At 40.6% G+C, this 26,518-nt stretch carries 23 protein-coding genes; 5 read left to right on the top strand and 18 right to left on the bottom strand.

The genetic code is table 11. From position 1 onward, the window contains the following. Positions 1-33: 33 nt before the first annotated feature. Positions 34-456, top strand: coding sequence for a GNAT family acetyltransferase (locus Q0A08_RS02830; RefSeq protein WP_438464707.1), 423 nt, complete (start codon positions 34-36; stop codon positions 454-456). Between the two features lie 52 nt (positions 457-508). Here the strand turns inward: Q0A08_RS02830 and Q0A08_RS02825 are convergent, their stop codons facing one another. Next, positions 509-1,543: an LLM class flavin-dependent oxidoreductase gene (locus Q0A08_RS02825; RefSeq protein ID WP_438464705.1), complete on the bottom strand. Its 1,035-nt coding sequence runs from the start codon at positions 1,541-1,543 to the stop codon at positions 509-511. A gap of 714 nt (positions 1,544-2,257) precedes the next feature. Between Q0A08_RS02825 and Q0A08_RS02820 the strand changes: the two genes are divergently transcribed. After that, positions 2,258-3,871: a BCCT family transporter gene (locus Q0A08_RS02820; protein WP_438464703.1), complete on the top strand. Its 1,614-nt coding sequence runs from the start codon at positions 2,258-2,260 to the stop codon at positions 3,869-3,871. Positions 3,872-4,042: 171 nt separating this feature from the next. On the opposite strand, the gene Q0A08_RS02815 is transcribed toward Q0A08_RS02820, so the two are convergent. The 10 genes from Q0A08_RS02815 to Q0A08_RS02770 all read right to left on the bottom strand — a co-directional run bounded on the left by Q0A08_RS02815 (position 4,043) and on the right by Q0A08_RS02770 (position 11,810). After that, positions 4,043-4,528: a 6,7-dimethyl-8-ribityllumazine synthase gene (locus Q0A08_RS02815; RefSeq protein WP_438464701.1), complete on the bottom strand. Its 486-nt coding sequence runs from the start codon at positions 4,526-4,528 to the stop codon at positions 4,043-4,045. A 47-nt stretch (positions 4,529-4,575) separates the two neighbouring features. After that, positions 4,576-4,869 (bottom strand): DUF1330 domain-containing protein, encoded by a 294-nt coding sequence (locus Q0A08_RS02810; protein ID WP_438464700.1) that lies wholly within the window; start codon positions 4,867-4,869, stop codon positions 4,576-4,578. A gap of 134 nt (positions 4,870-5,003) precedes the next feature. After that, a complete protein-coding gene (locus Q0A08_RS02805) occupies positions 5,004-5,558 on the bottom strand; it encodes an NUDIX domain-containing protein (protein ID WP_438464698.1) in 555 nt (184 codons plus the stop codon). 55 nt (positions 5,559-5,613) lie between these two features. Continuing rightward, a complete protein-coding gene (locus Q0A08_RS02800; protein WP_438464696.1) occupies positions 5,614-6,363 on the bottom strand; it encodes a GntR family transcriptional regulator in 750 nt (249 codons plus the stop codon). Positions 6,364-6,437: 74 nt separating this feature from the next. Continuing rightward, entirely contained in the window at positions 6,438-6,842 is a 405-nt protein-coding gene (locus Q0A08_RS02795) for a carboxymuconolactone decarboxylase family protein (RefSeq protein ID WP_438464694.1), read from the bottom strand. A 46-nt stretch (positions 6,843-6,888) separates the two neighbouring features. Further along, entirely contained in the window at positions 6,889-8,331 is a 1,443-nt protein-coding gene (locus Q0A08_RS02790; protein ID WP_438464693.1) for an NAD-dependent succinate-semialdehyde dehydrogenase, read from the bottom strand. 36 nt (positions 8,332-8,367) lie between these two features. Then, complete coding sequence (locus tag Q0A08_RS02785) at positions 8,368-8,859, bottom strand: flavin reductase family protein (protein WP_438464691.1); 492 nt, start codon at positions 8,857-8,859, stop codon at positions 8,368-8,370. Positions 8,860-8,869: 10 nt separating this feature from the next. Beyond that, positions 8,870-10,348: an aldehyde dehydrogenase gene (locus Q0A08_RS02780; protein ID WP_438464689.1), complete on the bottom strand. Its 1,479-nt coding sequence runs from the start codon at positions 10,346-10,348 to the stop codon at positions 8,870-8,872. After that, a complete protein-coding gene (locus tag Q0A08_RS02775; RefSeq protein ID WP_438464688.1) occupies positions 10,348-11,193 on the bottom strand; it encodes an alpha/beta fold hydrolase in 846 nt (281 codons plus the stop codon). The genes Q0A08_RS02780 and Q0A08_RS02775 overlap by 1 nt, the downstream gene beginning before the upstream one ends. A 14-nt stretch (positions 11,194-11,207) precedes the next feature. After that, positions 11,208-11,810 carry an amino acid synthesis family protein gene (locus Q0A08_RS02770; RefSeq protein ID WP_438464686.1) on the bottom strand — a complete coding sequence of 201 codons (603 nt, stop codon included), beginning with the start codon at positions 11,808-11,810 and terminating at the stop codon, positions 11,208-11,210. A gap of 180 nt (positions 11,811-11,990) precedes the next feature. Here Q0A08_RS02770 and Q0A08_RS02765 point away from each other — a divergent pair, with 180 nt between their 5' ends. After that, positions 11,991-12,824, top strand: coding sequence for a helix-turn-helix domain-containing protein (locus Q0A08_RS02765; RefSeq protein WP_438464684.1), 834 nt, complete (start codon positions 11,991-11,993; stop codon positions 12,822-12,824). Positions 12,825-12,926: 102 nt separating this feature from the next. Here the strand turns inward: Q0A08_RS02765 and Q0A08_RS02760 are convergent, their stop codons facing one another. Further along, positions 12,927-13,958: an MBL fold metallo-hydrolase gene (locus Q0A08_RS02760; RefSeq protein WP_438464682.1), complete on the bottom strand. Its 1,032-nt coding sequence runs from the start codon at positions 13,956-13,958 to the stop codon at positions 12,927-12,929. A gap of 192 nt (positions 13,959-14,150) precedes the next feature. On the opposite strand from Q0A08_RS02760, the gene Q0A08_RS02755 reads away from it, so the two are divergent. After that, positions 14,151-14,771 carry a TetR/AcrR family transcriptional regulator gene (locus Q0A08_RS02755; protein WP_438464680.1) on the top strand — a complete coding sequence of 207 codons (621 nt, stop codon included), beginning with the start codon at positions 14,151-14,153 and terminating at the stop codon, positions 14,769-14,771. Positions 14,772-14,776: 5 nt separating this feature from the next. Here Q0A08_RS02755 and Q0A08_RS02750 read toward each other — a convergent pair whose 3' ends face one another. Both Q0A08_RS02750 and Q0A08_RS02745 read right to left on the bottom strand, forming a co-directional pair. After that, positions 14,777-15,859 (bottom strand): DUF6765 family protein, encoded by a 1,083-nt coding sequence (locus Q0A08_RS02750; RefSeq protein WP_438464678.1) that lies wholly within the window; start codon positions 15,857-15,859, stop codon positions 14,777-14,779. Positions 15,860-15,919: 60 nt separating this feature from the next. After that, positions 15,920-17,335, bottom strand: a complete 1,416-nt coding sequence (locus tag Q0A08_RS02745) for a hypothetical protein (protein ID WP_438464676.1) — start codon at positions 17,333-17,335, stop codon at positions 15,920-15,922. Positions 17,336-17,668: 333 nt separating this feature from the next. Here Q0A08_RS02745 and Q0A08_RS02740 point away from each other — a divergent pair, with 333 nt between their 5' ends. Beyond that, positions 17,669-18,511, top strand: coding sequence for a hypothetical protein (locus Q0A08_RS02740; protein ID WP_438464674.1), 843 nt, complete (start codon positions 17,669-17,671; stop codon positions 18,509-18,511). Positions 18,512-18,536: 25 nt separating this feature from the next. Here Q0A08_RS02740 and fos read toward each other — a convergent pair whose 3' ends face one another. The 4 genes from fos to hrpA form a co-directional block, all read right to left on the bottom strand. Then, on the bottom strand, positions 18,537-18,935 hold the full coding sequence (fos, locus tag Q0A08_RS02735; RefSeq protein ID WP_438464672.1) for a fosfomycin resistance glutathione transferase: 399 nt from the start codon (positions 18,933-18,935) through the stop codon (positions 18,537-18,539). Between the two features lie 143 nt (positions 18,936-19,078). Beyond that, on the bottom strand, positions 19,079-21,121 hold the full coding sequence (locus Q0A08_RS02730; protein ID WP_438464670.1) for a methyl-accepting chemotaxis protein: 2,043 nt from the start codon (positions 21,119-21,121) through the stop codon (positions 19,079-19,081). A 393-nt stretch (positions 21,122-21,514) separates the two neighbouring features. Continuing rightward, positions 21,515-22,360 carry an MlaA family lipoprotein gene (locus Q0A08_RS02725; protein WP_438464668.1) on the bottom strand — a complete coding sequence of 282 codons (846 nt, stop codon included), beginning with the start codon at positions 22,358-22,360 and terminating at the stop codon, positions 21,515-21,517. 64 nt (positions 22,361-22,424) lie between these two features. Beyond that, positions 22,425-26,411 (bottom strand): ATP-dependent RNA helicase HrpA, encoded by a 3,987-nt coding sequence (gene hrpA / locus Q0A08_RS02720; protein ID WP_438467594.1) that lies wholly within the window; start codon positions 26,409-26,411, stop codon positions 22,425-22,427. Between the last annotated feature and the right edge of the window lie 107 nt (positions 26,412-26,518).

The following is a 26,518-nucleotide window of genomic DNA, read 5'->3' as shown; positions in this document are numbered from 1 at the left end:
AACACTACTTTGAATCAGTAATTAGGCGAATGTATGGATAAAAAAAGGTTAAATACGGAAAGGTTAACCGTGGCAGATCACAGTGCGCTCATTCAATTCTGGCGTGATATTTTTCCAAATGATCCTCCACATAATGAGCCAAGTAAGATGCTCAGTGCAAAACTTAAAGTAGATGATTTAGTTTTTATTACAAAAGAGGAAGACAAAATAGTTGGTGCTTGCATGGCTGGCTATGATGGCCACCGAGGTTGGTTATATGCGGTCGCTGTTTCCCCTTCACACCGTAGACAAGGCATTGGACAACGCATAGTAAATAGCACAATAGATGAGTTAAAAAGCCTAGGCTGTATTAAGTTAAACTTACAAATTAGAGCGGATAATACTGAAGTGGCGAGTTTTTATCAGAGCTTGGGATTTCATATCGAAGACAGAATGAGTATGGGTACTTTCATTTGATAAAAACTCACCTAAGGCGCAATCATATTAGCCCTTAGGTGAGTGACAACACTTAGTTAAATTCTGGTACAACCTTCTCAATGAAAAGTTTTAATGACGCTTTTTTCTCTTCATGGGATAAGCTGTTATCAGACCAAAAGCTATATTCATCTATACCTAGCGCTTCATAGTGTTTCAGCCTGTTAATCACAGTATTAGGCGTCCCGATCATAAGGTTTTCTTTTAGTGTCTCACGATTAAAATCAGGCATAGTATCTAATTCTTCTTCGCTTATAGGTGCGCAGAAGCCATCTACTGGTGCTAGCTGGTTTCTAAATAAGCTTGAGAAGTGTGAGTACCAATTCCTAATGCCATTAACACCAACCAACCAATCGTCTTCACTTTCATGAAGGTAAGTATGTCTTAAACACATGATTTTAGGTCGTGCTATTTCTGGATTATTGGCACATGCCGTATCAAACTTATCAACCAGACTATCGACTTCGTCATCTGATTTGAATAAAGGCGTTACCATAACATTACAGTTATTCTTAACCGCAAAGTTATGAGAGTCTGGATCACGTGCTGCCACCCACATTGGTGGTTGCTTTTGCAAAGGCTTAGGCACAGATGTTGAGGTCGGGAAGCGCCAACATTCGCCTTCATGAGCATAGTCACCTTGCCATAGCTTTTGTACAGCAGGCACTATCTCTCTGAGATATTTACCGCCATCTGATGCGGCTTCACCGTCAAGCATACGATCAAACTCATATTGATAAGCACCGCGAGCGATACCAAACTCCAAGCGTCCATCACACATAATATCGACTAAAGCAGATTCACTCGCTAATTTGATGGGATGCCAAAACGGAGCGACAAAAGTACCAACGCCAAGACGAATAGAAGACGTTAATGGGGCTAAATAAGATAAGAAGCTTAATGGATTAGGTCCAATAGTAAATTCCATTGAGTGGTGCTCACCTACCCAAACGGTTTCAAATCCACCAGCTTCGGCGATTTGAACTAACTCAACCATTTCATCTAATAGTTGTTTGTGTGTTTTGCTGGTATCAAAACGTTCCATTTGCATAAAAAGAGAAAATTTCATTGATTCAATTGAACCTCTTATTTTTATTTTACATAGTAATCTGCAAAACTATTTACTGGCATCAGGCTTTCAGTGAGTAGGCCATATTGACAATCGTTAAGCAGAGATCAAATTATCGAACTGGAAATATTATGGTATACCATAATATTGAATGTCAATTTGATCTAGCGCAATTTTTATTATTTCTTTGCATTTGTGCTTATTCTCTATTGAAAGATAACTTAAGACTAGTTTAAAAATATGAAGGCAAAAGTAAGCAAGCATTAAACCCAGCTTATCTATGCATATCAAACATTTTGAGGAAAGTTCGCCCTAGCACTTAACACTAGCTATCGCCGTGTAAGCCTTAGACAGTAAGGAAAGTATTTCAATTCAGCAGCAACTGAATTCTATTTAAGCAGCATCATACCTAAATCAAAATTAGCAGATCTTAGATCAAGCTCATATCTTAAAATCGCCAACAGATGTCGTTTTTATCGTTCTGACACCAACTTTTAATATCCCTATAAAAAACAATGAACTCGATTCAAATTATTTGCTTTAGCAGCAAACAAGGGTTTGATTTATTAAATAATATCATGGTATACCATAATACCAGCAGCATCATACTTATACTGGTTTGTCACTTACACCTTAATCGTCTCCATTTTGGGGAAGGCTAAATAGTTAAGCTGGCATACATCAATTAATAAAATAATAAAGGGAGCATGCGATATGCAGCCCAATGAATTGTTAGCCAATAAAGGAATGTTCAAAGGTGTTCATCCAGGCATGGGAGTCGCTTCCATAGCCATGGTATTAGCTTTTGTCATTTTCACAATTAGTAATGTAGAGTTTGCCAACGGCATATACTCAGATATCAAATCTTGGATTCAAACCACCCTAGGTTGGTATTATGTCACCGTTGTTAGTCTCGTTTTGTTCTTTGCCGTCTGGGTTGCATTCAGTCGTTTTGGTACGTTGAGATTAGGTAAAGATGATGAAAAGCCTGAGTTTGGTTTTTTCACATGGTTTGCCATGTTATTTAGCTGTGCCATAGGTACAGGTATTCTATTCTGGAGTATTGCTGAACCTATTTTCCATTATCAGGGCAACCCTTTTATGGATATGGGTAATATTGCAGCAGGATCAGCAGAAGCTGCTCAGATGGCAATGCGTGTTACCTTGTTCCATTGGGGTTTACATGGGTGGGCAATCTATATCGTTGTTGGTTTAACATTGGCCTACTTCACTTACCGTCGTGGTCTTCCTCTAACCGTTCGTTCTGCTCTTTACCCATTATTAGGTGATCGAATTTATGGTCCTATTGGTCATGCCGTCGATCTACTTGCTATTTTTAGCACCTTATTCGGCACAGCGACAACACTTGGTCTAGGTGTGTCGCAAATGAATGCCGGACTTAATTACCTATTTGGCCTAGAAATATCCACTAGCGTTCAAGTCGTGCTAATTGTTGTCATTTCAATTATCGGAACCTTGTCTGCCATCTCAGGGGTAGAAAAAGGAATCAAACTTTTAAGCGAATGGAACATCCGCATAAGTTTAATTCTCATCTTATTCTTCCTATTGGCTGGCCCTACCGTGTTTCTACTTGGCATGTTTACCACAAGTGTTGGTGATTATGTTTGGAACATGATTCCAATGGGCTTTTGGACAGACCCAGAGCCTGGCGCTCAATGGCAAGGCTGGTGGACAATCTTCTACTGGGGTTGGTGGTTATCTTGGGGTCCTTTAGTCGGTATGTTTATTGCTCGTATTTCACGCGGTAGAACAATACGTCAATTCCTACTAACCGCTTTGACTATTCCGCCTTTAGGTGGCTTCCTTTGGATCGTTATCTTTGGTGGTACAGCCCTTCATATGGAACTATATGGTGTAGGAGGCATAGTGGATGCTGTTAATTCAGATATGACTCTTGCCCTTTACAGTACGATTGAAGCAATTGGTGTAGAAGCGTTAACTTGGCCAATGGCGGCATTAGCCACCTTGATGATCATTTCTTGGTTTGTGACCTCTGCAGATTCTGGCACACTGGTTATTTGTACCATTTTATCGCTAGGTGATAAAAACCCACCACAGAAATTCAGAATGATTTGGGGTCTAGGTTTAGGCGGTGTCTCTGCCGTTCTCCTGATTGCAGGCGGCCTTCAAGCCTTACAGACTATGGCAATCGCAGCAGCGCTTCCTTTCTCTATTATCCTTTTGCTCATGTGCGCATCATTAGTCAAAGGCTTTAGAGATGAAGCCGAAGGCATTGAATATACATCACACCCAAATACTCAAGAAGGTAATGATAGAGATCAGAAAACCCAATCTGCTCTTAGCTAACCTTAAAGTACAATAAAAAATCCCCTCACTGTTTCAGTGAGGGGATTTTTTTGCTTCTTCACTTGTTGATTCATTTAAATAAAGTCTTGAGTAAGCGTGGCTTAGCCATATATGGCAAGCATAAAAAAGCAGGATATCTGAATCCTGCTTTTTACTTGGAATTGCCTAAATTTAAGTTGATTTTGTTTGCTGTGTAAGACGAATAGAGGCATCTAAAGCATTGGCAAGCTCAGCGCCTTTAATCACAAAGTGACGACTAAAGTAGACCTTGTGCTCAGCATGTTCATGAAAATTATGAGGAGTCAAAACGGCGGTTAATACTGGCACTAAAGTCTCTAACTGAACCTGCATGAGACCAGTACACACTGCTTGAGCAACAAAGTCATGACGATAAATACCACCATCCACAACCAAACCAGAAGCAGCTATCGCATGGTATTCACCAGTTTGAGCTAATAACTTAGCCTGTAAAGGAATTTCATATGCTCCAGGAACAGGGTAAACATCAATTTGTTCCGCCTCATAGCCCCGACTGATTAATTCATCTTTAAAGCCTTGCAAACAATTTAATACAATATCTTCATGCCATGAAGCATAGATAAAAGCGACCTTCTTCTCTTTTACTTTAAAATCTGAATTGTTTATTTTTATCGTCATGTCAAATCTTACCTTTCATTAACCTATAACCAAGACGTTAAGCTGAATCACTCAACACCTTTCATAATAATAATTTTCGCTTTAGCAGCCGTTTTACGATACTGACATGCCTTTTGATATGCATCAGAGTGATAGCAAGCTAACGCTGTTTCATAGCTTTCAAACTCAATCACAACAGCCCGACTTGGGTTAACCTCGAAGCCTTCAAGTGCAGTAAAAGTATCCCCTCTTGCCAAAATATTAGCCTTGTAAGCTGTCAAAGCCGAAGGCGCTAATGCCAAATATTTTTTATATTCCTCAAGGTCTTCAACCTCAACAAATGCAATCCAATATGCTTTCATATTTCACCTATATAATATGGTATACCATATTATATCAAAGCAAATTCATCTTATAACTAGCAAATGTCAAATTTAAGGCAAAAAAAAGCGCCTTTTAAAAAGGCGCTCTTTTGGCTGCTACTCACTCATATGAATCATTGCATGAAATGTACAATACCTTCATCAGAACACCCCATATACATACCAAAAGTGCCCTGCTCTTTTTCAGCGATATAGCGCTGCAAGATGTCTTTGATAGCCGGATAAAAAATATTATCCCAAGGAATTTGCTCCGCTGACAATAATTCCGCGGCAAGAGTTTCAGGTCCTGGCTCGTCAGTAAACGCCTCAAGCTTAGCCCTAAACATAATATAAACCTCATTAATTTGAGGCACACTAAAGATAGAATAAGGGGCAATTATTTCAATTTGAGCACCCGTTTCTTCCCATACTTCTCTCTGTGCAGCTTGTTCGACAGTTTCACCGCATTCCATAAAACCTGCCGGTAAAGTCCAAGTGCCTGTTCTGGGTTTTATAGCACGCTGACACATGAGGTATTTATTCTCATGCTCAACAATACAGCCTGCGATCACCTTAGGATTATGGTAAAAAATCTTTTCACAATCAGCACAGGTATAACGACTATGAGTATCGTGATTTGTTTTTCGCAATACCAAATTGGCACTGCCGCACTCGGAACAAAATTTCATACGTAAGGCCCAATATTCGCTAGCAAAGTTGCACTAACAAGATTGCTAATCAAGCTTATTTAGGAAATTGCACCTGATGTGGCGAATGGATATTAGCTTGGGCGAAAACACCTTCATTGCCCTGTTGTTCAGCCAATACACCTAACGCCACTTCAGCAGCTCGTTTAATATGATTTAAACAAGCTTCATGGGCAATCACAGGGTCACGCGTTTTGATAGCATCAACAATATTAGACATTTCAGTGCTACTGGATTTGTAACGATTATTTTGAGAAACAGAGGTTGCTCGTAAAAAACTAATTCTCGCTTGTAACTGCCTTAGGAAGTTACAAGCAGTATGATTACCACAACCACTAAAAAGAACTTCATAGAAGTCAGTAACGGCTTCTAAAATAGGTACCATATCGCCTTTTTCAAGGCGAGAATGTAGTTTCTTAAGTGCATACTCAAGATCTAACACCTGCTCATCACTTGCGCGTATCGTGAAAAGTTCCACTATCATGCATTCAAGTGAACAACGTAGTTCATAGATTTCTCTTGCATCTTCCATACTAATAACGGCTACTCGCGGGCCTTTACCAGCAACATCTTCAACAAGGCCTTCCGACTCTAAGTGACGTAATGCTTCTCGAACCGAAGTACGACTTACACCTAATAGTTCACAAAGATCTCGTTCAACCAGACGATCCCCAGGTAGGAACTGAAAATTTAATATGGCATTACGCAAAGCTAAAAGAACCTTTTCTCGTAAGGTCATTTCCGTGCGTTCAATTTTTACAGAATCTCCAAGAGGCTGTCTTTGCATAATCACTCTTCCAAATAACGCTTATATTATCACACTATCAAAACGGCAACAGACTGATCAAGAAGGAAAAAGACTTACTTTTCACTCGCTTCTTGATCCATTTCCGCAAAAACAGATTGCGCAACACGAAAGCTATCGATTGCAGCAGGCACACCACAATAAATGGCGGTTTGCATCAAAATTTCACGGATCTCAATTTTACTCAAACCATTATTAATGGCGCCTCTTACATGTATTTTTAACTCATGTGGTCGATTCAAAGCGGTAATCATAGCCAAATTAATCATACTGCGTGACTTTAATGATAAGCCATCACGCTGCCAAACTGTGCCCCAGCAGTATTCAGTCACAAGCTTTTGCAGATCAGCAGTAAACTCATCTGCTTTTGCTAAGCTTTGATTTACATACTCTTCACCTAGCACTTGTTTACGAGTCGCTAAACCTTTCTCAAACAATTCTGTCATTTCAATGTCTTTCATTTTTTATTTCTCCACACCTAAGGCATTATGCGTTAAACCAAAGCAGCTAGATGCCACCCACCATGAGATATTTAATTTCAACATAATCTTCAATACCGTATTTAGATCCTTCACGGCCAATACCTGATTGCTTAATGCCACCAAACGGCGCTACCGTTGTTGAGATTATGCCTTCGTTAATACCTACCATGCCGTATTCCAAGCCTTCACCCATACGCCAAGAACGACCAAGGTCACGGGTATAAATATATGCAGCTAAACCAAATTCGCTATCATTGGCCATTTGCAAGGCTTCGTCTTCGGTACTAAAACGAAAAATGGGTGCAAGAGGCCCAAACGTTTCTTCTTTTGCTACCTTCATCTCTGGCGTCACACCAGAAATAACCGTTGGCTCATAAAAAGTACCACCTAATTTATGACGGTTGCCGCCCGTGTTTAGAATGCCGCCTTTTGAAATAGCATCAGCAACATGGTCTTCAATCTTATTAATGGCAGCGTCATTAATCAGTGGTCCTTGAGAAACACCCGTTTCTAGACCATTACCCACTTGCAGAGATTCAACCGCTTGCGTTAATTTTTCGACAAAAAGGTCATGTACGCCATCTTGTACTAGGAAGCGATTGGTACAAACACAGGTTTGCCCCGCATTTCTAAATTTTGATGCCATGGCACCTTCAATTGCTGAATCAATATCAGCATCATCAAAAATAATAAATGGCGCATTACCACCTAACTCTAATGACACCTTTTTCACTGTATTAGCGCATTGCCCCATAAGCAATTTGCCAATGTGGGTGGAACCCGTGAAGCTCAGCTTTTTGACTTTATCATTACCCGTAAGCTCGCCACCTATAGCAACTGCATCACCCGTAACAACATTAAAAATACCAGCAGGAATACCCGCTTCTTCCGCCAATACAGCAAGCGCTAATGCAGAGAAAGGCGTATCTGGTGCTGGTTTAACAATAAAGGGACAACCTGCCGCCATCGCTGGCGCGCATTTTCGCGTGATCATAGCACTAGGAAAGTTCCAAGGCGTTATCGCCCCCACAACGCCAATGGGTTGTTTCAACACCATGAGCCTTGCACCTGGTTTATGAGATGGAATGATATCCCCATATACACGCTTGCCTTCTTCTGCAAACCATTCAATAAAGCTGGCAGCATAGAGAATTTCACCTTTAGCTTCTACTAGAGGTTTCCCCTGCTCTAAGGTAAGAATATTGGCAAGATCATCTGCATGAGCAATCATCAACTCATACCAGCGACGCAGGATACTGGATCTCTCTTGTGCCGTTTTAGCCGCCCACTCTTTTTGCGCGTGATAAGCAAAATCAATGGCCTTTTGCGTATCCTCAGCACCTAGGTTTGGGACAGTTCCTAATAATTCACCCGTAGCAGGGTTGAAAATAGATTGTATAGCCCCGGTTTCGCTCTCAACCCATTCCCCAGCGATATAGGCTTTCTGCCTGAAAAGTTGACTATTCATTGTTATATTTCTCATTTAGTCTGAATTGGGTTTGTATTAATTAGAGCCTTGCCATGCAGCCATTTTACCTTGGCAGTAAACCATAGGTGTTTGCTCATCATCGATCTTAATTGACTCAACTTCACCAACCAAAATAGCGTGATCACCGCCTTCGTATTCACGCCACAATTGACATTCGATAACTGTAACAGCCCCTTCTATCACAGGGTTTTCTAACGACGAACAATTTATATTTAAGCCACTAATAGCAGCCTCTTTCGCTTCACCTTTTTTAGCAAAAGCAAAAGCAACATCAGTCTGTTCAGCACTTAAAATGTTAATTGCAAAGCGCTTGGCTTTACTCAAGATAGGATAGGTATCTGATGAATAGTTCGGGCATACAAGCACCAAAGCAGGGTCCATCGAAAGCGCACTAAACGCACTTGCAGTTAAACCGGTTACCTTACCTTCACTATCATAAGCGGTAACCACCGTGACACCGGATGCAAATGTTCCAAGGGCCTTTTTATATAAATCTTCATTCAACATGATTAAATTCCTAGCGCATTACAAATGGGTCAGACATAGGGTCGCTGGATAGGTTTATCCAAACGGTTTTACGTTCCGTATAAGCCAATACAGAATCAATGCCACTTTCTCGGCCATAACCACTGTGCTTATAACCACCGATAGAAGCCATAGCAGATACAACGCGATACGTATTTACCCAGATAATGCCTGAATGCACATCTCTAGCAACACGATGAGCTCTAGCAATATCACGAGTCCAAACACCCGCTGCCAAGCCATAATTAGAATCATTAGCCATAGCTAACGCTTCTTCTTCTGTATCAAATGGAATCACAGCTGCAACAGGTCCGAACACCTCTTCTTGCATCAAGTAATCGCTATTCGCTGCACATTCAAAAATAGTCGGTTGGTAATACCAACCTTTCTCTAGGTCAGCTCGCTCGCCTCCTAGCCTTAATTTTGCACCTTGCTTTTTGGCCTGCTCGACAAAAGATTCAACTACCGCCAGTTGTTGAGCGGTTGCCATAGGCCCCATTTCACTTTCATCTAAAGCAGGGTCACCAATCTTAATCTTGCTTGCCTTTTCAACAAGGGCATCTAAGAATTTGTTATAAACACTACGCTGTATCAGTAGGCGAGAACCCGCAACGCAACTTTGACCTGATGCGGCAAAAATGCCTGCAACAATGCCATTTAATGCGCTATCTAAATCTGCATCTTCAAAAACTATTTGAGGAGATTTACCGCCCAACTCCAAAGATAACTTGGCAAAGTTTTCAGCTGAGCTTCTGATCACATGTTTTGCTGTCGCAGCACCACCCGTGAAAGCGACTTTACGCACTAAAGGATGGCTACTTAATGCAGCGCCTGTACTTGGACCAAACCCAGTAACAACACTTACAACACCCTTAGGAATACCCGCTAATTCAGCCAGTTTAACCAATTCGATCAAGGTCGCAGAGGCATGTTCAGACGGCTTTAGTACTATGGTATTACCCGCAGCTAATGCTGGAGCCAACTTAATTGCAGTCAAATATAAAGGGCTATTCCAAGGAATAATTGCAGCCACAACGCCCAAAGGCTCACGAATGGTATAAGCCATCATATCGGTTTTATCTAAAGGTAAAGTTTCGCCTTCTACCTTGTCAGCTAAGCCAGCTGTGTAATAAAAAAACTCAGGAAGGTAGTTAACCTGTGCTCGTGTTTCACGGATTAACTTACCATTATCTCGACTTTCTAATTGCGCTAAAGTCTCGATATTTTGAGCAACAAGATCACCAAGCTTTCTGAGTAATTTCCCACGTGCTGTCGCATTAATGCTGCGCCACTCTGAGCTTTTAAAAACACGATCAGCCGCCTCAACAGCACGATTCACATCACTTTCATCAGCATCAGGGAATTGTGCCCATGGGCTAGCAGTTGCTGGATCTAAACTTTCAAACACCTTCCCTGAATTCGCACCCGTCCATTCACCCGCAATACTCATATTAAATTCTTGCAATGACATTATATGAACTCCTCTGTATTTGGTTGGGCTAAGTAGACAAAGTCAAAAAACTTAAGCAGTTTCTCATTGACTAGCTTAGGAGACTCCATAGGCATCATATGCCTTTGGTCGGCTAACACTACAATTTGAGCACGCTCGATCAAATTACCCATATCATGTGCCATTTGCGGCGTCGAACCTGGATCTAACTCTCCAGTCATCACCAAGGTTGGCACCTTAATATTACTAATCTGATCGGCTAGATAATTGTCTTCACTGGCAAATAAACGATAGGTTGTGAGATAACCTAAATGATCATTATTCAGTACAGTATTTCGCACTTCATTAATTTGAGCAGAACTAGAAGCGGCATATTCTTCACTAAACCAACGCTTAATTGCCGCATCAACATTGGCTGATGGGCCTTTAATTGCAACTTCCTTAGTACGTGCCTGAATCCCTGTTCTTTGCTCTTCCGTGCGATTAAACACGCTATTAAGAATAACCAAACTTTCTAAATATTGTGGGAAGTGTAAAGCGAAAGCACGTGCGACTAACCCACCCATAGAAAACCCCACAATGGAGGTTTTCTCTATGTTAAGTTGATCCAATAGCTCCTTTAACTGCAAAGCATAATCTTTTAGACAAGCGGTATCTGAAGGTTGCTTGCTCTGACCATGCCCTAGCATGTCATAACAAATCACCTGGTAATTGGCAGACAAAGTTACACTTTGTCCACCCCACATATCTTGATTTAACCCTACGCCATGAATCAGAACGATGTTTTCACCACTTCCCTTTATGCTATAAGCCGTTCCCTGGGGAGTTGTTAGGTGAATTTTCTCAACGCTGTTTTCGTCAGTCATACTAACGACTCCATTTACTTAGATTGATTCTGCGCTTCTTCTGCGGCTAAATCCTGTATATCTTGATAGCGGTTACCGATTCTTGGGTGTACACGGCCACCATCAGATGCACCAAGACAAACAACAATCTCATCAGCTGCAGGCGCATCTTCAATAGACATTTCCAACGTAATATAGTGAGATCTAAAGCCTTCATCATCTTTATGCATCATTGGAATCTGGATAGATGTACCCGCACCACCACGCTTATTAGTAAAACCAAGGTAGCTCTTAGCATTCACAGCATTGCGGTAGTGATTACCAAATCTTAGTGTGTGAACAACCGCAGAAGCGTGTTCAATTTCACCATCAACACCCACAACAGCCGCTTTACCGTATGCTTCAATATTGGCAGCGCCGCCCATGTATTTAGAAACGTAATCAACAATTAAAGCACCTAAGTCAGAGCAGCTTTCTTTAACTTCTGGTGTTAGGTCTTCAACAAAACCACGACCATGCCAAGGGTTTTTAATGATGGCAGCAACACCAACCATGGTGACAGGCTTATCAGCAGCTTTCCCGCCTTCAATACGCGTTTCTTCAATTGTGGTCACGATTTTACGAATTTCAAAGCTCATCTCTGTTCCTTTTTGGTATTTTCAAATTGATCAGGGTGAATTTTAGATCTCCAAACCTTGGAGGTTATTCAAAATATCACCTTGATATATTATGGTATACCATAATATAGTACACAAAAATAATGATTGTAAAGAGTCAATACTGGATTGTTTATCTCGCAGAAAAGGCAATAGAAGAAAATGAAGTCAGAATTAGCTTTAGCAAAAACCAAAACTCAGCGCTTTGTTATCTTGCTGCAACCTAGATTTGTTATGAAGGAATTACTTGAAGCGATTGAATGGTTCAAGTGCGCTAATGAAATAGTTAATCATACGCTTTTTGAATGGCACCTATGCTCTGAAGAAGGTTCTGTTTTATTAGCGGATAACGGTATGGTGTTAAGTGCACTGCGCCAACCTAACAATGTTGCCAATGCCGATAATGTTCTCGTGTTTAGCGGTTCACTCTCTGATCAATCAGCACAAATTCTGAACCGCCAATGGTTGGCCAAACAGGCATTCAAGCAAACAAAAATCTATCAGTTCCAACCTGTTTCAACGGATTTAAACGATGAGTTCAAACATGATCATTTAGCTGAACTCATGGCAGAAATAGTTATGCCTTTACTCAATGTCAGTCAGAATAAAACGCTTCTGGCCAATCTCAAACAATCCAATGGATTATCTTTAAGAATCACAGACAGTAGAGTTCATAGGGCATTGAGCCTGATGAGGGACAATATTGAAATGCCACTTGATAGCAAAACCATTGCGAACCAATCTTTTCTCTCACTACGACAACTCGAAAGACTATTTAAGCAATACTTCAATGAAAGCCCTAATCGACATTACACCAAATTGAGATTAAAAAAGGCTAAGCACCTATTGTTGAGAACAGACCTAAAAGTGGGCGATGTTTCCCAAGCCTGCGGTTTCTCAACTGTGCCCTATTTTTGTAAGGCCTACCGAGATTGCTTTGGTTTAACTCCCCTACAAAGCAAAGAAGTTTTACAAAAAAGTATTCAAGCCTCTTAAGAAAGCGAAAATAAAACTTGTTTAAAGTAGAAAATGATATAAAAAAAGGGCCATCAAAGATGACCCTTTTATTCGATATTAACGCTGTATTAAATCCGTAGATTACATTTGGCCAGCGACTTTTAGTGTGTCTTCAACAACTAAAGATTGCCACCAAGCTTGTGTCTGCTTAGGTTCTTTAATCATGACAGCCTCTCCAAAAATGGGCGTGATTAGCTTTACCTTATTTTCTTGTGCAAGGCTCAAAATACTCTCTAATGGCTCGTACCAATCATGTAAAGACAAATCAAAAGTACCATTGTGTACTGGCATCATAGCTTTAGCATTCAAATCAAGGTGAGCTTGCATACTCTCACTCGGATGCATATGTATGTCTTTCCAGAGTTTATTATAAGCACCCGTTTCAACCATGCTTAAATCAAATGGTCCTAAACGCTCGCCAATTTCTTTAAAGCCAGAAAAGTAACCAGTGTCACCCGTATAGAAAACATTGGCTTGTTCGCCTTTAATCGCCCAACCAGCCCATAATGTCTTGTCTCTATCAAACAAGCCGCGACCAGAAAAGTGCTGAGCTGGTGTTGCCGTTAGCGTTAAAGAGCCAATTTTTATATCTTGCCACCAGTCCAATTCAGTAATTTGTTGCGGATCTACCCCCCATTTAACTAAGGTTTTTCCCACCTTTAAAGGCGTGACAAAATGATCAACCTTGTCCGCAAGCGTTAAAATAGCGGCCTTATCTAGGTGGTCATAATGATCATGGCTTAAAATTACAGCCGAAATCTGTGGCAATTCGTCCATACTAATTGGCGGTTGATGAAAACGCTTAGGACCCACAAAGCTAAAAGGGGATGCTCTTTCGCTGAACATAGGATCTGCCAAAACATAACTACCATCTATCTTCATCAATAAGGTGGAATGACCCAATCGATAAATCACGGCTTCTTTAGTCTGTTCCAGTTCTGATGCTTGAATCATCTTTAAGGGTACTGGCATTGCAGGTTCTGGGGCATCTCGTTTAGCAGTAAGATACGCCATTGAAATACCGATTATATCGCCTAAACCAGATTCATACTGAATTTCTGAATTCACAAACTTACCTTCAACCTGAGTTGATGCAACTGAATGAGCCGACATAAAAAACACTCCTAATAAACCAAGGGTAGTACCAAGTTTCAATTTCATAATATTCTACCAAGTAAACTATACTGAGCAGTGTAATTATGCTTATTTCAAAAGTAAACCATCAAGTGTAAAATGCATTCAATTTGAATATTTAATGCATATTCTCCAATCTATCTTGCAATCTAATTAAGTCAGTAGGATGAAATGACAGACACTAAACTCACTCGATCTCAAATTAAGCATCAAGCCATATTGGATGCTGCCAAAAGCGCTTTCCAAGAATTTGGTGTTCAAGCCACCAGCATGGATAAGCTCGCTGAATTAGCACAAGTCTCAAAACGTACTATTTATAATCACTTTGAAAGTAAAGAAGTGCTGGTTATGCAATTAGTAGCAGACTTATGGAATAAAGCCCTAGTACAAAATAATATTGCCTTTAACAAAGACAGCTCAATCGAAGAGCAGTTAACTCAATTGATCACAACGGAAGTCAAACTTATGGCTGATGCGGAATACATCGCATTATCTCGAGTGGCATTCGGGCACTTTTTTTATCACCCAGAAGATTTACAAAAGAAGGTTGCTGAGTTTTCAGCTCAAGAAACCAGTTTGAAACGTTGGTTAAAAGCGGCAAAAGAGGAAGGTTATTTAGCCTTAGATGACATAGATTTTGCTGTTACTCAACTTCATAACCTACTCAAGGGCAGCTGCTTCTGGCCACAAGTCATGGGCATGAAAGGCAGCCTAACTGAAGCTGAGCAAGCGCATATTATTAACGAAACCGTCGCTATCTTCTTAAGTCGATATCATCAGGATCCGCAGTAAGAGAATTACCTTACCGCTAATCCATGCTGAGGCAGTAATTGTCTCAGCACGTACCATCTATGATAAGACGCGGCTTGATAAAAGCGATACAAGGGATACTTAATGGCTTCATGGGCGCCTTGGCATTCCTTAATAGCATCAAAATCACTATTCCAATCTCTGTATTCAGGTATCGTCTCTGACGTATTGAAAAGCCCTGCCTGTGCCGCCTCTTGCCATGCTTTAATACGTTCCTGTTTTTCAGCTCTAACAGCAATAATACCTAAAATCTGGTTTTCAATATCAGACCATTGACTAGTGGCGTCCGCATCAGAGTAATCAGGGTTTGATTCAGCTATTTGCCCAAACAAGGCATGCATCTTCTGGCAGTATTCAAGGAAAGTTTGCTTGTTGTCACGCCAGCCTGATTGTTTAGCGCCCTCCTCTTCGTAGGCTTCATAATCAAAGCGCCATTCAAGGTAAGGAGCATCAGGGTATGTCAGCACGGCGCCATGGCCTAAAGCCCCTGATAAGTCCTCAGCCACACTAGATTTGATATTACGAATGAGTTGATTACCGTATTTTGCAAAGAAGTTTTGCTGCTTTAACTGAGTAACTTTTTTAACCTCGTCACCGCTATTACGAAAGCGAAAACTATGACTTTCTACCCTATTGCGTCTTGAGCTAACACCCGAAAAACCATAGTGAGAGAATGTGTCCGCATAAACATGCGCCATAATGCCAATTAAAGGTAAGTAATAGTCTTTATCGGATTGAGGTAGGTAATGATCCAACATCTGCTTAGCTATCTCACTGTCCTTTTGGCAAATCAGTTTTTCGGTAAAACTTTCGCCTTGATTACCCGGTAAAAAGTGAAAAGGCACCCAAACATCTCTTTGATCCTTAGTGTCAATATTAGCGATATCAGCAACATGATGAGCGGTTGCCTCTACACTCAAACTAGAGCCATCAGGGAACTCGATATCATGAGGACACGCATTATCGTCGACAAATTGGGCAGCAGTCGCCACCCTCTTTGCTACCTCTTGTGTTAAGCCAGCACAGCGCGCCATGGCATAAGTTGCATAATAATGAAAATCAATTTGCATCAGTTACTTCCTTATACTGAGATTTATCTTATCAGCTCATTTATGACTGTTCGTAAATAATTAAAACTGAATAATCTTAGGCTTAACCCCTTGGTAATCAGGCATCACATCACCCAAATTAGCGCCTATATAGGTTGGATCTGCAGGAATAAGCTTATTGTTTTTAAAGATGGCAGTAGAAACATGACCAGGATAGTTTAAAGCAACAACCTGCTGACTGAGTAAATGCTTTGCAAGCCATGCAAATAATATCGATCTATCCTCACAGTCAGACGCTTTATAGTGCAAAGATTCTTCCACTAACAAATAGTTTTCAGCGCCAAACTGCTGCTGATCGATAGCATATGGGAAGGCTTGGTGAATAAGATGTAGTAATTGAGTTAACTGAGTATCTTCACTCCCTTCTAAAAAAATGCCCATTTGCTCAGAAAGCCCTTGTGATGCAACGTCACCGACAGGGGCTTCAAAGTAATAACGTAAATCAATTTGAGGATAGGTTTTAAAGTACTTCACTCTTTCAAGGTCATAAGGTAGTGCTAGTTTTAGAGCTTTACCGTCAAGTGTTGTTTCTAACTCTCTGAAATGAATATCTTTTCCCGTTTTCAGGGTTTTATTAAAGCGCATATCAAACGACTGGCTACCCTCACTGAAGTCTCCATCATAGGTTCTTACTTCTTTAGTGGCGTTACCGGCGATTTGATAGAAGGCTTCACCGTCTATTTTGTAACGAGAAACACCGTAAAGTTTTTGTTCGGTAGGCACCATCAAAACTAAAGAATCAGAACCCAATGCGACCCTTGCACCATAACCTAAATTATTGAGAAGGAACCAACTTAACGCGATTTGCTGGTTATCATTACTTACTTGTTGCGACACATAAGACTCTACCAACAACCAAAATGCCCAGTCCGACAAAGCGAGATCTTGTTTATATTGATTCAGTTCTGCAATGACAGTGTCGTAATTAATTTCAGCACTCTGCTGCCAATAGTTTTTTAGCCCAGATTGAGTTCGGCCTTCTAATTCAACCAATACTAACTTATCTAATGAAATGGCTTGGCCAAAAAAAGTAAATGCGATTTTATTATCTAAGGGTTTATCAGGAGTTTGACTATCTACAACAGGATCATCAATGACGGGCTCCTCAGGCACATCCACTGCAGGAGTATCATCAATGACTGGTGGAACATAGGTAATGACGGGCTCTGTCGGCACAATAGAGCTATCTTCACTTACAGGTGCGCTCGGAAGTTTAGGGGTTTTATCTCTCACTAAAACAGGCATGCTTTTGTAAGCTTGCCATTCTTTTTTAAGTTGCTTAATGAAGACTTTATGTTCATTCGAATAGGTATTAAAAGCCTCTTGTTGTGATTTAACATAAGCTTCGTATTCAGATTGAAAGTCTGTTGCAAAAATGCCAGAAGAGGTGCCCAATGTAAGCGCACACATGGTTAAGGTTCCAGCTATTTTGTTCATAATGATTCCCTATTCTATCCCGAACGATCAAGATTCATTTATAACACCTTGTCACCCAGCTTTCATGTAAAAATTTCGTTAAGAAACTGCGAATTAGCCTTCCCACCTCACAGTGTGGGTTAAAGCCCTAAATTGATGGCTAGGGTTGCAACTTAATAGCCACCCTGAGTTTTTCTGACAATTGGTGACTTAATCGCAGACTCCCTAGATCTAGTCTAAGTTTACTCATTAGAATAAATTTTACTAATAAGTCTATTTAAACTTTAATTAGTTCATTACCACATCAGAAAAAGGACGAATTGGTGTTCACTAAAAATTAAACTAAGATCCAATATGAAAATAGCATTACTTATCACTAGTCTAATTATTAGCGCCTTTATTCAAGCAGCTCCCCAAGAGAATAGTTGGGCAGTAAAAACCTACCAAAAAAACGAATACGCTTTCAAATTATTGCAACTCGCGCTGGACAGCACGATAACGAGCCATGGCCCTTATCAGCTTAAAGGTGACGATTCTCAATTAAGTTTCACCAGATCAAGTCACATGCTAGAACAAGGCGAAGCGTTTCAAATTGCCTACTTTGGTGCCAGCCAAGGTGAAGGTAAAAACCTTATTCCCATTAAAGAACCACTTTATCGAGGCTTATTAGGCTATCGTTTACTGGTTACTAACCAGTCGAATAAGCCTAAGCTGGCAGAAATTAACAGTCTTACAGAGCTACAAAAGTATAAAGCAGGATTTAATAATCAATGGTCAGATTTCCCAATATTTAAAACAAATCGTTTGCCTGTCGAATCCGCAATTAGCATTAAGAACTTATACAAGATGCTCAATTATGGGCGCTTTGATTATTTACCAAGAAGCATACGAGAAGTAGATGCAGAATTAGAGCGCTTCAACACCCAAAATGAGTCATTCGAAGTGGTACCAAGTATTGCTCTTTTTTACCCTCACCCTGTGTACTTTCATGTCAGTCCTCAATACTCTGAACTTGCTGATCGCATTGAAATAGGATTAAAAAATATTAAATTAAATGGTAGTTTTGAAACCTTGTTTCTCAAATACCACAAGCAGTATTTAGATAAATACAACCCGATACAACGTAATGTCATTTATCTAAAGCGTTACCATTACAGTGAACTTCCGGATGTCAGCTGGTGGTTCAAGCCAAGCTAGATAGCAATTAAAAGCTAAATAATAACTAAAGCCAAACAAGCCCTTTATATGGAGAAGTTTCAAGCTCTGCTAATCTTGTCTCTAGGCTCCCTAGGTGAATCTCTAATTTATGCTCATCAGGATCTAAAAAATAAAAAGAGTCCCCTTCACTGGTATTTTCTTGCCATTGGTGTACACCATGCTTTTTCAGCTTTATGACCAAGCTATTGTAATCACTGTCATTTAAACTAAAGGCTAAGTGTGTATAGTCATTTGCATTCTCTCGTTTCCCTATGCTCAAACATAACCATATCCCAGGGATTGAAAGATAAGCCCCTTTCTCCCATTTAACATGACCTTTAAAACCCAAGACCTTTTGATAAAACGCTATTGATTTCTCAAGCTCAGACACAGTAAGGGTTATATGATTTAATCCTGTCAGCATACTCATTCACCACGAAATGTTTGACTTCTCACCTTATATCAAAAAAGAGGCAAAAAAATCCCCATCATATGACAGGGATTTTGCTAAGTGCTTAGCACGAGTACAGCCAGAATAGGGTTAAAGAAAAGGAATCTAACTCACACTTATTCAGTAATTTTAAACACACTGATGTTATTGAGTAAGGTCATAGATAAATCTTTAACATTTTTACCCTGATCAGATGAGAACTCTGAATGATTAAAGGTATCGCTCGATGTCTGTGTTAACGATCTTGCGCTATCACTGATTTTTTGTGCAGCTAACCTTTGCTCTTCAGTGGCACTCGACACTTGCGTCATGCTCTTTTCAACCGCCACAATAGACTCTCTAATCTGAGTTAATAAAATGCCAGCCTTAGTGGCTTTATGAACACTTAACTCAACCTGCTTAGCACCACTTTCCATGCCTTCAACGGCTGATTGGCTATTCGCTTGCAACCTCTCAACAACATCTCGAATTTTCTGCGTAGAATCCTGCGTTTTCTGAGCTAAGTTTCGCACTTCATCTGCCACAACAGCAAAACCACGGCCTTGTTCACCAGCACGGGCAGCCTCTATTGCAGCATTCAAAGCCAATAAATTAGTTTGCTCAGCAATCGCATTAATCACATCGACAACTTCGCCAATGCTGTTACTACTTTCCTCCACATCCTTAATACGGTTGGAAGCCGCACTGAATGACTGTGACAAGGTCGCTACGGTTTCTTCCACTTCATTTACAGCATCATTACCTGAGATACTAATTTCGCTAGCAGCAGAGGTTTCATCGGAGACAGCACGTGTACTATTTGCTACCTCTTCAATCGATACCACAACTTGATCAATCGCAGTGGCTACATGAGTACTTTCTTCCTCACTCTTCTTCGCATGGTGTTGCAGTTCATGACTAACATTATCAATCGACTCAGCTGAATCAACGAGATTCTTACTAGAGTCAGATACCTGCCTTATTACATTCACTAAACCATCACGCATAGCCGCAATGTCTCGTTTTAATAAGTGCATTTCATTTTTAGTCTTAGTATCTTTTTTAAACTTAAATTGATAAGTAAGGTTCCCCTCACCCAAGAGTTTTAACCCATGGGTGATCTCAGTTAACGGCAATAATGAGCGTCTAATCAGTTGCCAGAGCACTAACATTAAAAAGATAGCGCCAGCGGCACACATTAATTCAATTTTTAGAATTTGCGCATCAATCTCGGCTTGGTATTCATCTTCATAAGTTTTTAACAAAGCAACCCAGTTCCAACCCGCTACCGCATGATATAAGACCTTAGATTCTCGTGCGACGGCATCAATCCCCTTAGTGGGCACAGAGTAATTAAACGTCCCTTTGTTACCGACAAAAGCTTGCTTAAAGGTATCGACAAAATCTGGCTGGATGTCATACACATTACCTCCGGTAAGGGTTCTGTGTATCACCATATCACCTTCATTTTTACCCGCTGCCATCACATAAACATAACCCGATTTACCAAAGGTAAGTTGTTTTACGTAATCTGAAAGGCTTGTCATTATATTTTGCAAATTAGTGCTAGTTTCGATCACAGCAACTACTGCACCATCGACAATAATGGGTTTAAAGTTCTGATAGAGATTAAAGCCTGCGACTTGGTTTTTCCCTTGATAACCTATGTTTGAAATAAGGTCACTAAAGGCTGGATGCTCTGAATCAATTACATGCTCTAGAATTGGCTCACCTTTTTCATTAAGCATACTAGAGGCGATTGGCGTAAATTTGTTGCTTTGCTTTACATATAAGCTAATAAAATGATCAGACTTTTGAGTAAAGCCAGTTAGCTGTGAACTATCTTGATTAACGAGCGTATCGCCTAACCACACTTCAGGCACTGAACGCCCATTTGTCATTAAAAATGACTGATCATCTACCCTTAGCCCCTTGAACTCTGCATAAGACATACGAGACATGAGTTGATTATTTGCCACCATGGCTTCAAATCTTGCTTCAAGGTTTTGGGACACCAATTCAACCTGCTTATTTTGATTTTCACTGGCGACACTATTTACCTCTGCAGTAAAAAACCGAGAAATAAAGTAGATTAGCAATGTCATGAAAAACACAACAGCAACTAATGTACCTGCACTGAGTTGTTGAGGAAGGGGTTGTCTACGAATAAAGCCAAGCATATCTCTCTCCTATAACTTCCATGGATGCAATGACTTAACCTAAATTAAAGCCATTCATGCTTATAAAAATCCTGCTCATTAAAAACGTCACACAAACAACATAGTGCAAGTATGCGTATTAATATATGTCAAGAATTTGAATTTTCTTGATAGTGAGAATTTAGGAGAAATATATGACGTATTGATTAATATCGAGTATTAAAGTGAACTTGCTTTGAAATGATTTTAACTATCAGATTTTATTCATGTTATTCAATACAAGACACCTTCTTATACTTGCTAAGTCGGTGTCTTATATGAGTTATTTATTAAAAATGTAAAGTAAGACGCTGTAATCTGCCAAGGTAGCTAACAATAAGAGCTTAGCCTCAACACAAAGATCAAAACATTTGATTAAAGGTCTTCGACCCAATCATCTTCAGCGTCTAGCTCTTCATCACCCCAGTCGTCGTCTTCCCAGCCATCATCACCCCAAGCATCGTCATCGACAGGTGGATTGCCATCATAGACGGCATTCTGGCGATTTTGTAAATACACATCTCTAACAAATTCGTATTCGTCACCAATGATGAGAGATTCTAACGACAGCAATGAGGCTCTTGTCTCAACCAAATCTAAACCCGATACCGCCAAAGCTTCATCCCAATGCAAATTGAAAAAAGCTTTTGCACCTGGCGTATAAAACCCGACTGGCACATCTGTAGAGTCTCTCAAGGTAGACGGGCCAAATAATGGCAAAACCAAATAAGGGCCAGAACTAATACCCCAATAACCCAAGGTTTCACCAAAGTCTTCTTTCTGTTTTTTAAGGCCCATTTCAGAGGCCACATCGAAAATACCAAACCAACCAGCAGTAGAGTTGATAATGAAGCGCCAGCTTGATGAAGCGGTCGCATCTATCTTACCCTGCAATAAGTTGTTGAAAATGTTGCCTACTTCCCCAAGGTTGGAGAAAAAGTTACTTACCCCTTTTTGTACTGGTGTCGGCGTTACATTCTTATAGCCAATTGCCACTGGCTTTAAGATCGCCTTATCTAATCCAGAGTTAAACGCATACATGGAACGGTTAAACCTTTCCCATGGATCAGGATCAACATAAGTCTCCTGCTCTGATTCAATCACAGTCTGCTCTGCCTCAAGTCCAGCCGTATCTTCATTAACGACTTTAGCCGAGCAGCCCACCAATCCAGCAAAGATAAAACCTGCAATCAAAGGTTTTAGTGCGTACTTCCTTTTCATAAAGGGGGTTCCTATACAATCATTTTCAAGACAGTCATTATTTTTGAACATTCAATTTCATTGCCTAGACAATTTTTTTAACTAACTGCCACTGCTTTTGTAAACGCTTTTCAGAAACAGGTTCCAATGTACCCACGTTTTGAGCGAATAAAGACACTCGATACTCTTCCATTAACCAGCGATATTTTAATAGCTCTGGGTCGTACACATTCTTAGCATCATGACCTTGCTTCTGTTTGGCATAACTTTGCCAAAGTAGTTCACAATGAGTCACCAAAGCATTTTCTTTATTTAAGTGATTTTGGAATCTATCTAAGCGCACTTCTATCCCTTTAAAGTATCGAGGTAGTTGTCCAAACCAAAATAACGGGGTATCACCGATAAAACCAGGGTAAATCAAATTTCCTAACTGTTGCTTCAAATCCCCATACACTCGTGTCCAAGGTAATGGGATATTGCCTTTCATTTGTTTAGCGACTTTCTGGTATGAAGACAATACTTGATGCAGCTGTAGTGCCATCTCATTAGCGAGCGTTACCAATTGAGGCTTATTCTTAAGCAAAGTTTGGTCAAACTCTTCACGGGTTCTAGGTAAGGTTTGTCCATCCAAAAACACCTTATCCAAGACCGCATTTAAAAGATCATCTAATAAGAGCTCTTTCTTGCCAATCGGTGCGAATATTAATAGAGACTCCCTTAACTTAGGTAAGTTCTTTTGTAGGTACTTCATATCCTTACTTAGGGAGATTCTTAACAAAGCAATCACCCCTTTACGGTGCGTTTCTAATGCTGTGGCTTTATCATCAAACATCTTAACCGAGACGGTTTCACCATTACTGACCAACGCAGGAAAGGCCGTAACCTTAATCCCAGCTTGGCTTAGGGTTTGTTGTTCAGGAACATCTTGATCAGGCCAGTTGGTGAGGCCTTTCTCTTCATGCGCCTTAGTACCAAACTTGGCAAAGCTTGCATCCACTTGCGCGGCAAACTTAGTTTGCAACTCATCCAGCGCCTTTCCTGTTCCTATCACCTTACCTTGATCCGATATAACTTCGATATTCAGGTTTAGGTAGGCTTCTAGCTTATCCCCTTGCCATTCAGTTAAAGGAATATCTATTAAGGTTTCACGCTTAATCTGTAAGCTTAACTGCTCTAATAGATCGCCTTTACTTGAAGACAAGTTAGGGTAAATGCGATCAACAAATTGAGGGATAGGCACAAAGCGACGTCTTAAGGCTTTAGGTAAAGCACGTAAGTAAGCTTCGCATTTTTCTTTGATATAACCCGGTACCGCCCAGCTTAACTCGTCAGCAGATAGCTGTCGAAGAAGACCAACAGGGACTTTTAACGTCGCCCCATCCACTGCTTTACCCGGTTCAAATTGATATTCAATCGGTAAACTCACCCCGTTTAAACCAAAACTGATCGGGAAAGCCGTGTTATCAATATCAACTTCTTGTTTAATCAAATCTTGGCGCGTCAAGGTTAACGCATCTTGATTGGACTTAAGCCAAAACTCTAAACTTTTCTGATTGCAAATTTCAGTTGGGATTTGTTTTTGATAAAAAGCAAACACAACCTCGTCATCAACTAAAATGTCCCGTGTTCTCAACTTAGCTTCGTCTTCTTCTATGGCTTTGATTAAATCTTGATTCTTCTGGAAGAAAGCATGACGCGTACGCAACTCCCCTTCAACCAAAGCAGAGCGAATAAAGACTTCACGTGCTTCATCTGGGTTAACGCGAGAATAATCGACACGGCGTTTTGCCACGAGAATCAGGCCATACAAAGACACCTGTTCATAAGCCATGACTCGGCCCTGTTTCTTCTCCCAATGGGGATCAAAATATTGGCGTTTCACAAAAGGCTTGGCGTATTCTTCAACCCACAATGGCTCCATCTTGGCACTTACTCGACCATAGAGTTTGGTGGTTTCCACCATTTCCGCAGACATTACCCATTGAGGCGGTTTCTTAAATAATACAGAGCCAGGGAAGATATGCATTTTACGAGAACGGCAGGCAACAAATTCTTTGGTTTCATCCAGTTTGTTAGCAATCTGAGTAAACAAGCCCGCTAATAACGCCCTATGCACTCTTTCATAATCAACACTTGGCTTAGTTGATACTTGTTCTTCAGCATCATCATTCGATCTATTTTTAGCGCTAACATGGTTTGCCTTATGCTTTTGCGCCTGAATAGCTTGTTTTTTATTCTCGTTTTCTTGTGGTTTAGATTGAGACTCTTTAAAGCCTAATTGCTTACAAGCAATTAGGATTTGGCGATGAATGTCACGCCACTCGCGCATACGCATATAATTCAAAAATTGTTTACGACAAAACTGACGTAAATGATTTTGCGATAAAGCTTGGCGCTGTTCCTCAAATCGATGCCATAAATTTAACAGCACAACAAAGTCTGAATCTGCATCCTTATCAACAGCATGAGCTTGATCAGATTGTGTCTTTTTCTCTTGCGGCCTTTCCCTTGGATCTTGAATTGTCAGAGCACTAACAATAATGGCGATTTCATTTAATACACCAAGCTTATCGGCTGCGATAATCATACGACCAAGTTTTGGGTCGATTGGCAGTTTCGCTAATTGACGCCCTATCGGCGTCAGCCTTTCCTTATTGATAGCACCCAGTTCATTCAGGGCTCGATAACCATCATTGATTAGACGTTTATCTGGCATTTCGACAAAGGAGAACTTCTCGACCGCACCTAACCTTAAGTTCGCCATTTGCAAGATAACGGAGGCAAGGTTGGTTCTAAAAATTTCGGGGTCAGTAAATTCTGCACGTGCTTGGTAGTCAGCTTCGTCATAAAGACGAATACAAATACCATCTGCCACACGACCACAACGACCTGCTCTTTGATTCGCACTAGCTTGACTGATCTTTTCAATGGGAAGTTGCTGTACTTTGGAACGCACACTATAGCGACTAATGCGGGCAACACCTGGGTCGATAACATAACGAATGCCAGGTACAGTCAATGAGGTTTCAGCCACATTGGTCGATAACACAATTCGACGACCACTATGGGATTTAAAAATCTTTTGCTGTTCGCTAGATGACAATCGTGCATAAAGTGGCACAACCTCTGTGTGTCTTAGCTCTTCACGTCTTAAAAGTTCTGCTGTTTCACGAATTTCTCTCTCGCCCGGTAAGAACACCAAGATATCTGAGGCGCCACGAAAGCTAGACTGTTTTTCTTCGTGAATAATCGTATGAACCGCATCGACAATCCCCTGCTCCATACTTTGGTCTGCATCAATTTCTTCAGAATCAGACTTAAGCAATAAGGGTTGATAACGAATTTCTACTGGGAAGGTACGGCCAGATACTTCAAAAACGGGTGCGTCGTTAAAATGCTTCGAAAAGCGAGCCACATCTATGGTTGCCGAAGTCACGATAACTTTTAGGTCTGGGCGAGAAGGTAAGATACGTTTTAGATAACCCAATAAGAAATCTATGTTTAAGCTTCTTTCATGGGCTTCATCGATAATAATCGCTTGATACTTTTGCAGAAATTTATCTTGCTGAATTTCTGCCAGCAAAATACCGTCTGTCATCAATTTAACTAAGGTTTTATCACTAGACTCGTCATTAAATCGGACTTGAAAGCCAACCTCTTCACCTAGCTCAACACCGAGTTCATCACTGATTCTGTCTGCTACACTGCGTGCAGCTAGTCGCCTTGGCTGAGTGTGGCCAATCATACCCGCAACACCCAAACCAGCCTGTAAGCACATTTTAGGTAGTTGAGTGGTTTTACCAGACCCGGTTTCACCCGCAACTATCACCACTTGATTCGCTTTAATCGAAGCAATAATGTCTTCCGCTTTTGCCGCAACAGGTAAACTCTGGTCGTATTTAATCTCAGGGACTAATTCGCTACGTTCACGCACCTTTTCCTGGGACGCTAAAATCATAGCTTTCACTTCTTCGACCAAGTTAGCATCCAAGCTATTACTTTTTTGCTGGCGCTCAATCAACTGAACTTTACGTTCGATATGATATCTGTCCTTGCTCATCACATCTTGCATTTCAAAAACGGACAATGTTACTTCCTAATAGGGTCTGACGTGGAATATGTTTGCAAATAAAGGAGTTAGATGTAAAAACTGCTCATTAATTAAGCAATTGTACAAAC

The organism is Marinomonas sp. PE14-40, from assembly GCF_051623805.1.
GTDB lineage: Bacteria > Pseudomonadota > Gammaproteobacteria > Pseudomonadales > Marinomonadaceae > Marinomonas.
This window is presented reverse-complemented; position numbering and strand designations above follow the sequence as displayed.

Bases quoted from the DNA above. Each gene is read 5' to 3' on its own strand.
- Q0A08_RS02825 (WP_438464705.1), bottom strand. From the start codon at position 1,543: ATGAAATTTTCTCTTTTTATGCAAATGGAACGTTTTGATACCAGCAAA.
- Q0A08_RS02725 (WP_438464668.1), bottom strand. From the start codon at position 22,360: ATGAAAAGGAAGTACGCACTAAAACCTTTGATTGCAGGTTTTATCTTT.
- Q0A08_RS02805 (WP_438464698.1), bottom strand. From the start codon at position 5,558: ATGAAATTTTGTTCCGAGTGCGGCAGTGCCAATTTGGTATTGCGAAAA.
- fos (WP_438464672.1), bottom strand. From the start codon at position 18,935: ATGCTGACAGGATTAAATCATATAACCCTTACTGTGTCTGAGCTTGAG.
- Q0A08_RS02780 (WP_438464689.1), bottom strand. From the start codon at position 10,348: ATGTCATTGCAAGAATTTAATATGAGTATTGCGGGTGAATGGACGGGT.
- Q0A08_RS02745 (WP_438464676.1), bottom strand. From the start codon at position 17,335: ATGAACAAAATAGCTGGAACCTTAACCATGTGTGCGCTTACATTGGGC.
- Q0A08_RS02740 (WP_438464674.1), top strand. From the start codon at position 17,669: ATGAAAATAGCATTACTTATCACTAGTCTAATTATTAGCGCCTTTATT.
- Q0A08_RS02820 (WP_438464703.1), top strand. From the start codon at position 2,258: ATGCAGCCCAATGAATTGTTAGCCAATAAAGGAATGTTCAAAGGTGTT.
- Q0A08_RS02760 (WP_438464682.1), bottom strand. From the start codon at position 13,958: ATGTCGGCTCATTCAGTTGCATCAACTCAGGTTGAAGGTAAGTTTGTG.
- Q0A08_RS02730 (WP_438464670.1), bottom strand. From the start codon at position 21,121: ATGCTTGGCTTTATTCGTAGACAACCCCTTCCTCAACAACTCAGTGCA.
- Q0A08_RS02775 (WP_438464688.1), bottom strand. From the start codon at position 11,193: ATGACTGACGAAAACAGCGTTGAGAAAATTCACCTAACAACTCCCCAG.
- Q0A08_RS02785 (WP_438464691.1), bottom strand. From the start codon at position 8,859: ATGTTGAATGAAGATTTATATAAAAAGGCCCTTGGAACATTTGCATCC.
- Q0A08_RS02755 (WP_438464680.1), top strand. From the start codon at position 14,151: ATGACAGACACTAAACTCACTCGATCTCAAATTAAGCATCAAGCCATA.
- Q0A08_RS02770 (WP_438464686.1), bottom strand. From the start codon at position 11,810: ATGAGCTTTGAAATTCGTAAAATCGTGACCACAATTGAAGAAACGCGT.
- Q0A08_RS02795 (WP_438464694.1), bottom strand. From the start codon at position 6,842: ATGAAAGACATTGAAATGACAGAATTGTTTGAGAAAGGTTTAGCGACT.
- hrpA (WP_438467594.1), bottom strand. From the start codon at position 26,411: ATGCAAGATGTGATGAGCAAGGACAGATATCATATCGAACGTAAAGTT.
- Q0A08_RS02800 (WP_438464696.1), bottom strand. From the start codon at position 6,363: ATGCAAAGACAGCCTCTTGGAGATTCTGTAAAAATTGAACGCACGGAA.
- Q0A08_RS02790 (WP_438464693.1), bottom strand. From the start codon at position 8,331: ATGAATAGTCAACTTTTCAGGCAGAAAGCCTATATCGCTGGGGAATGG.
- Q0A08_RS02810 (WP_438464700.1), bottom strand. From the start codon at position 4,869: ATGAAAGCATATTGGATTGCATTTGTTGAGGTTGAAGACCTTGAGGAA.
- Q0A08_RS02750 (WP_438464678.1), bottom strand. From the start codon at position 15,859: ATGCAAATTGATTTTCATTATTATGCAACTTATGCCATGGCGCGCTGT.
- Q0A08_RS02765 (WP_438464684.1), top strand. From the start codon at position 11,991: ATGAAGTCAGAATTAGCTTTAGCAAAAACCAAAACTCAGCGCTTTGTT.
- Q0A08_RS02815 (WP_438464701.1), bottom strand. From the start codon at position 4,528: ATGACGATAAAAATAAACAATTCAGATTTTAAAGTAAAAGAGAAGAAG.
- Q0A08_RS02830 (WP_438464707.1), top strand. From the start codon at position 34: ATGGATAAAAAAAGGTTAAATACGGAAAGGTTAACCGTGGCAGATCAC.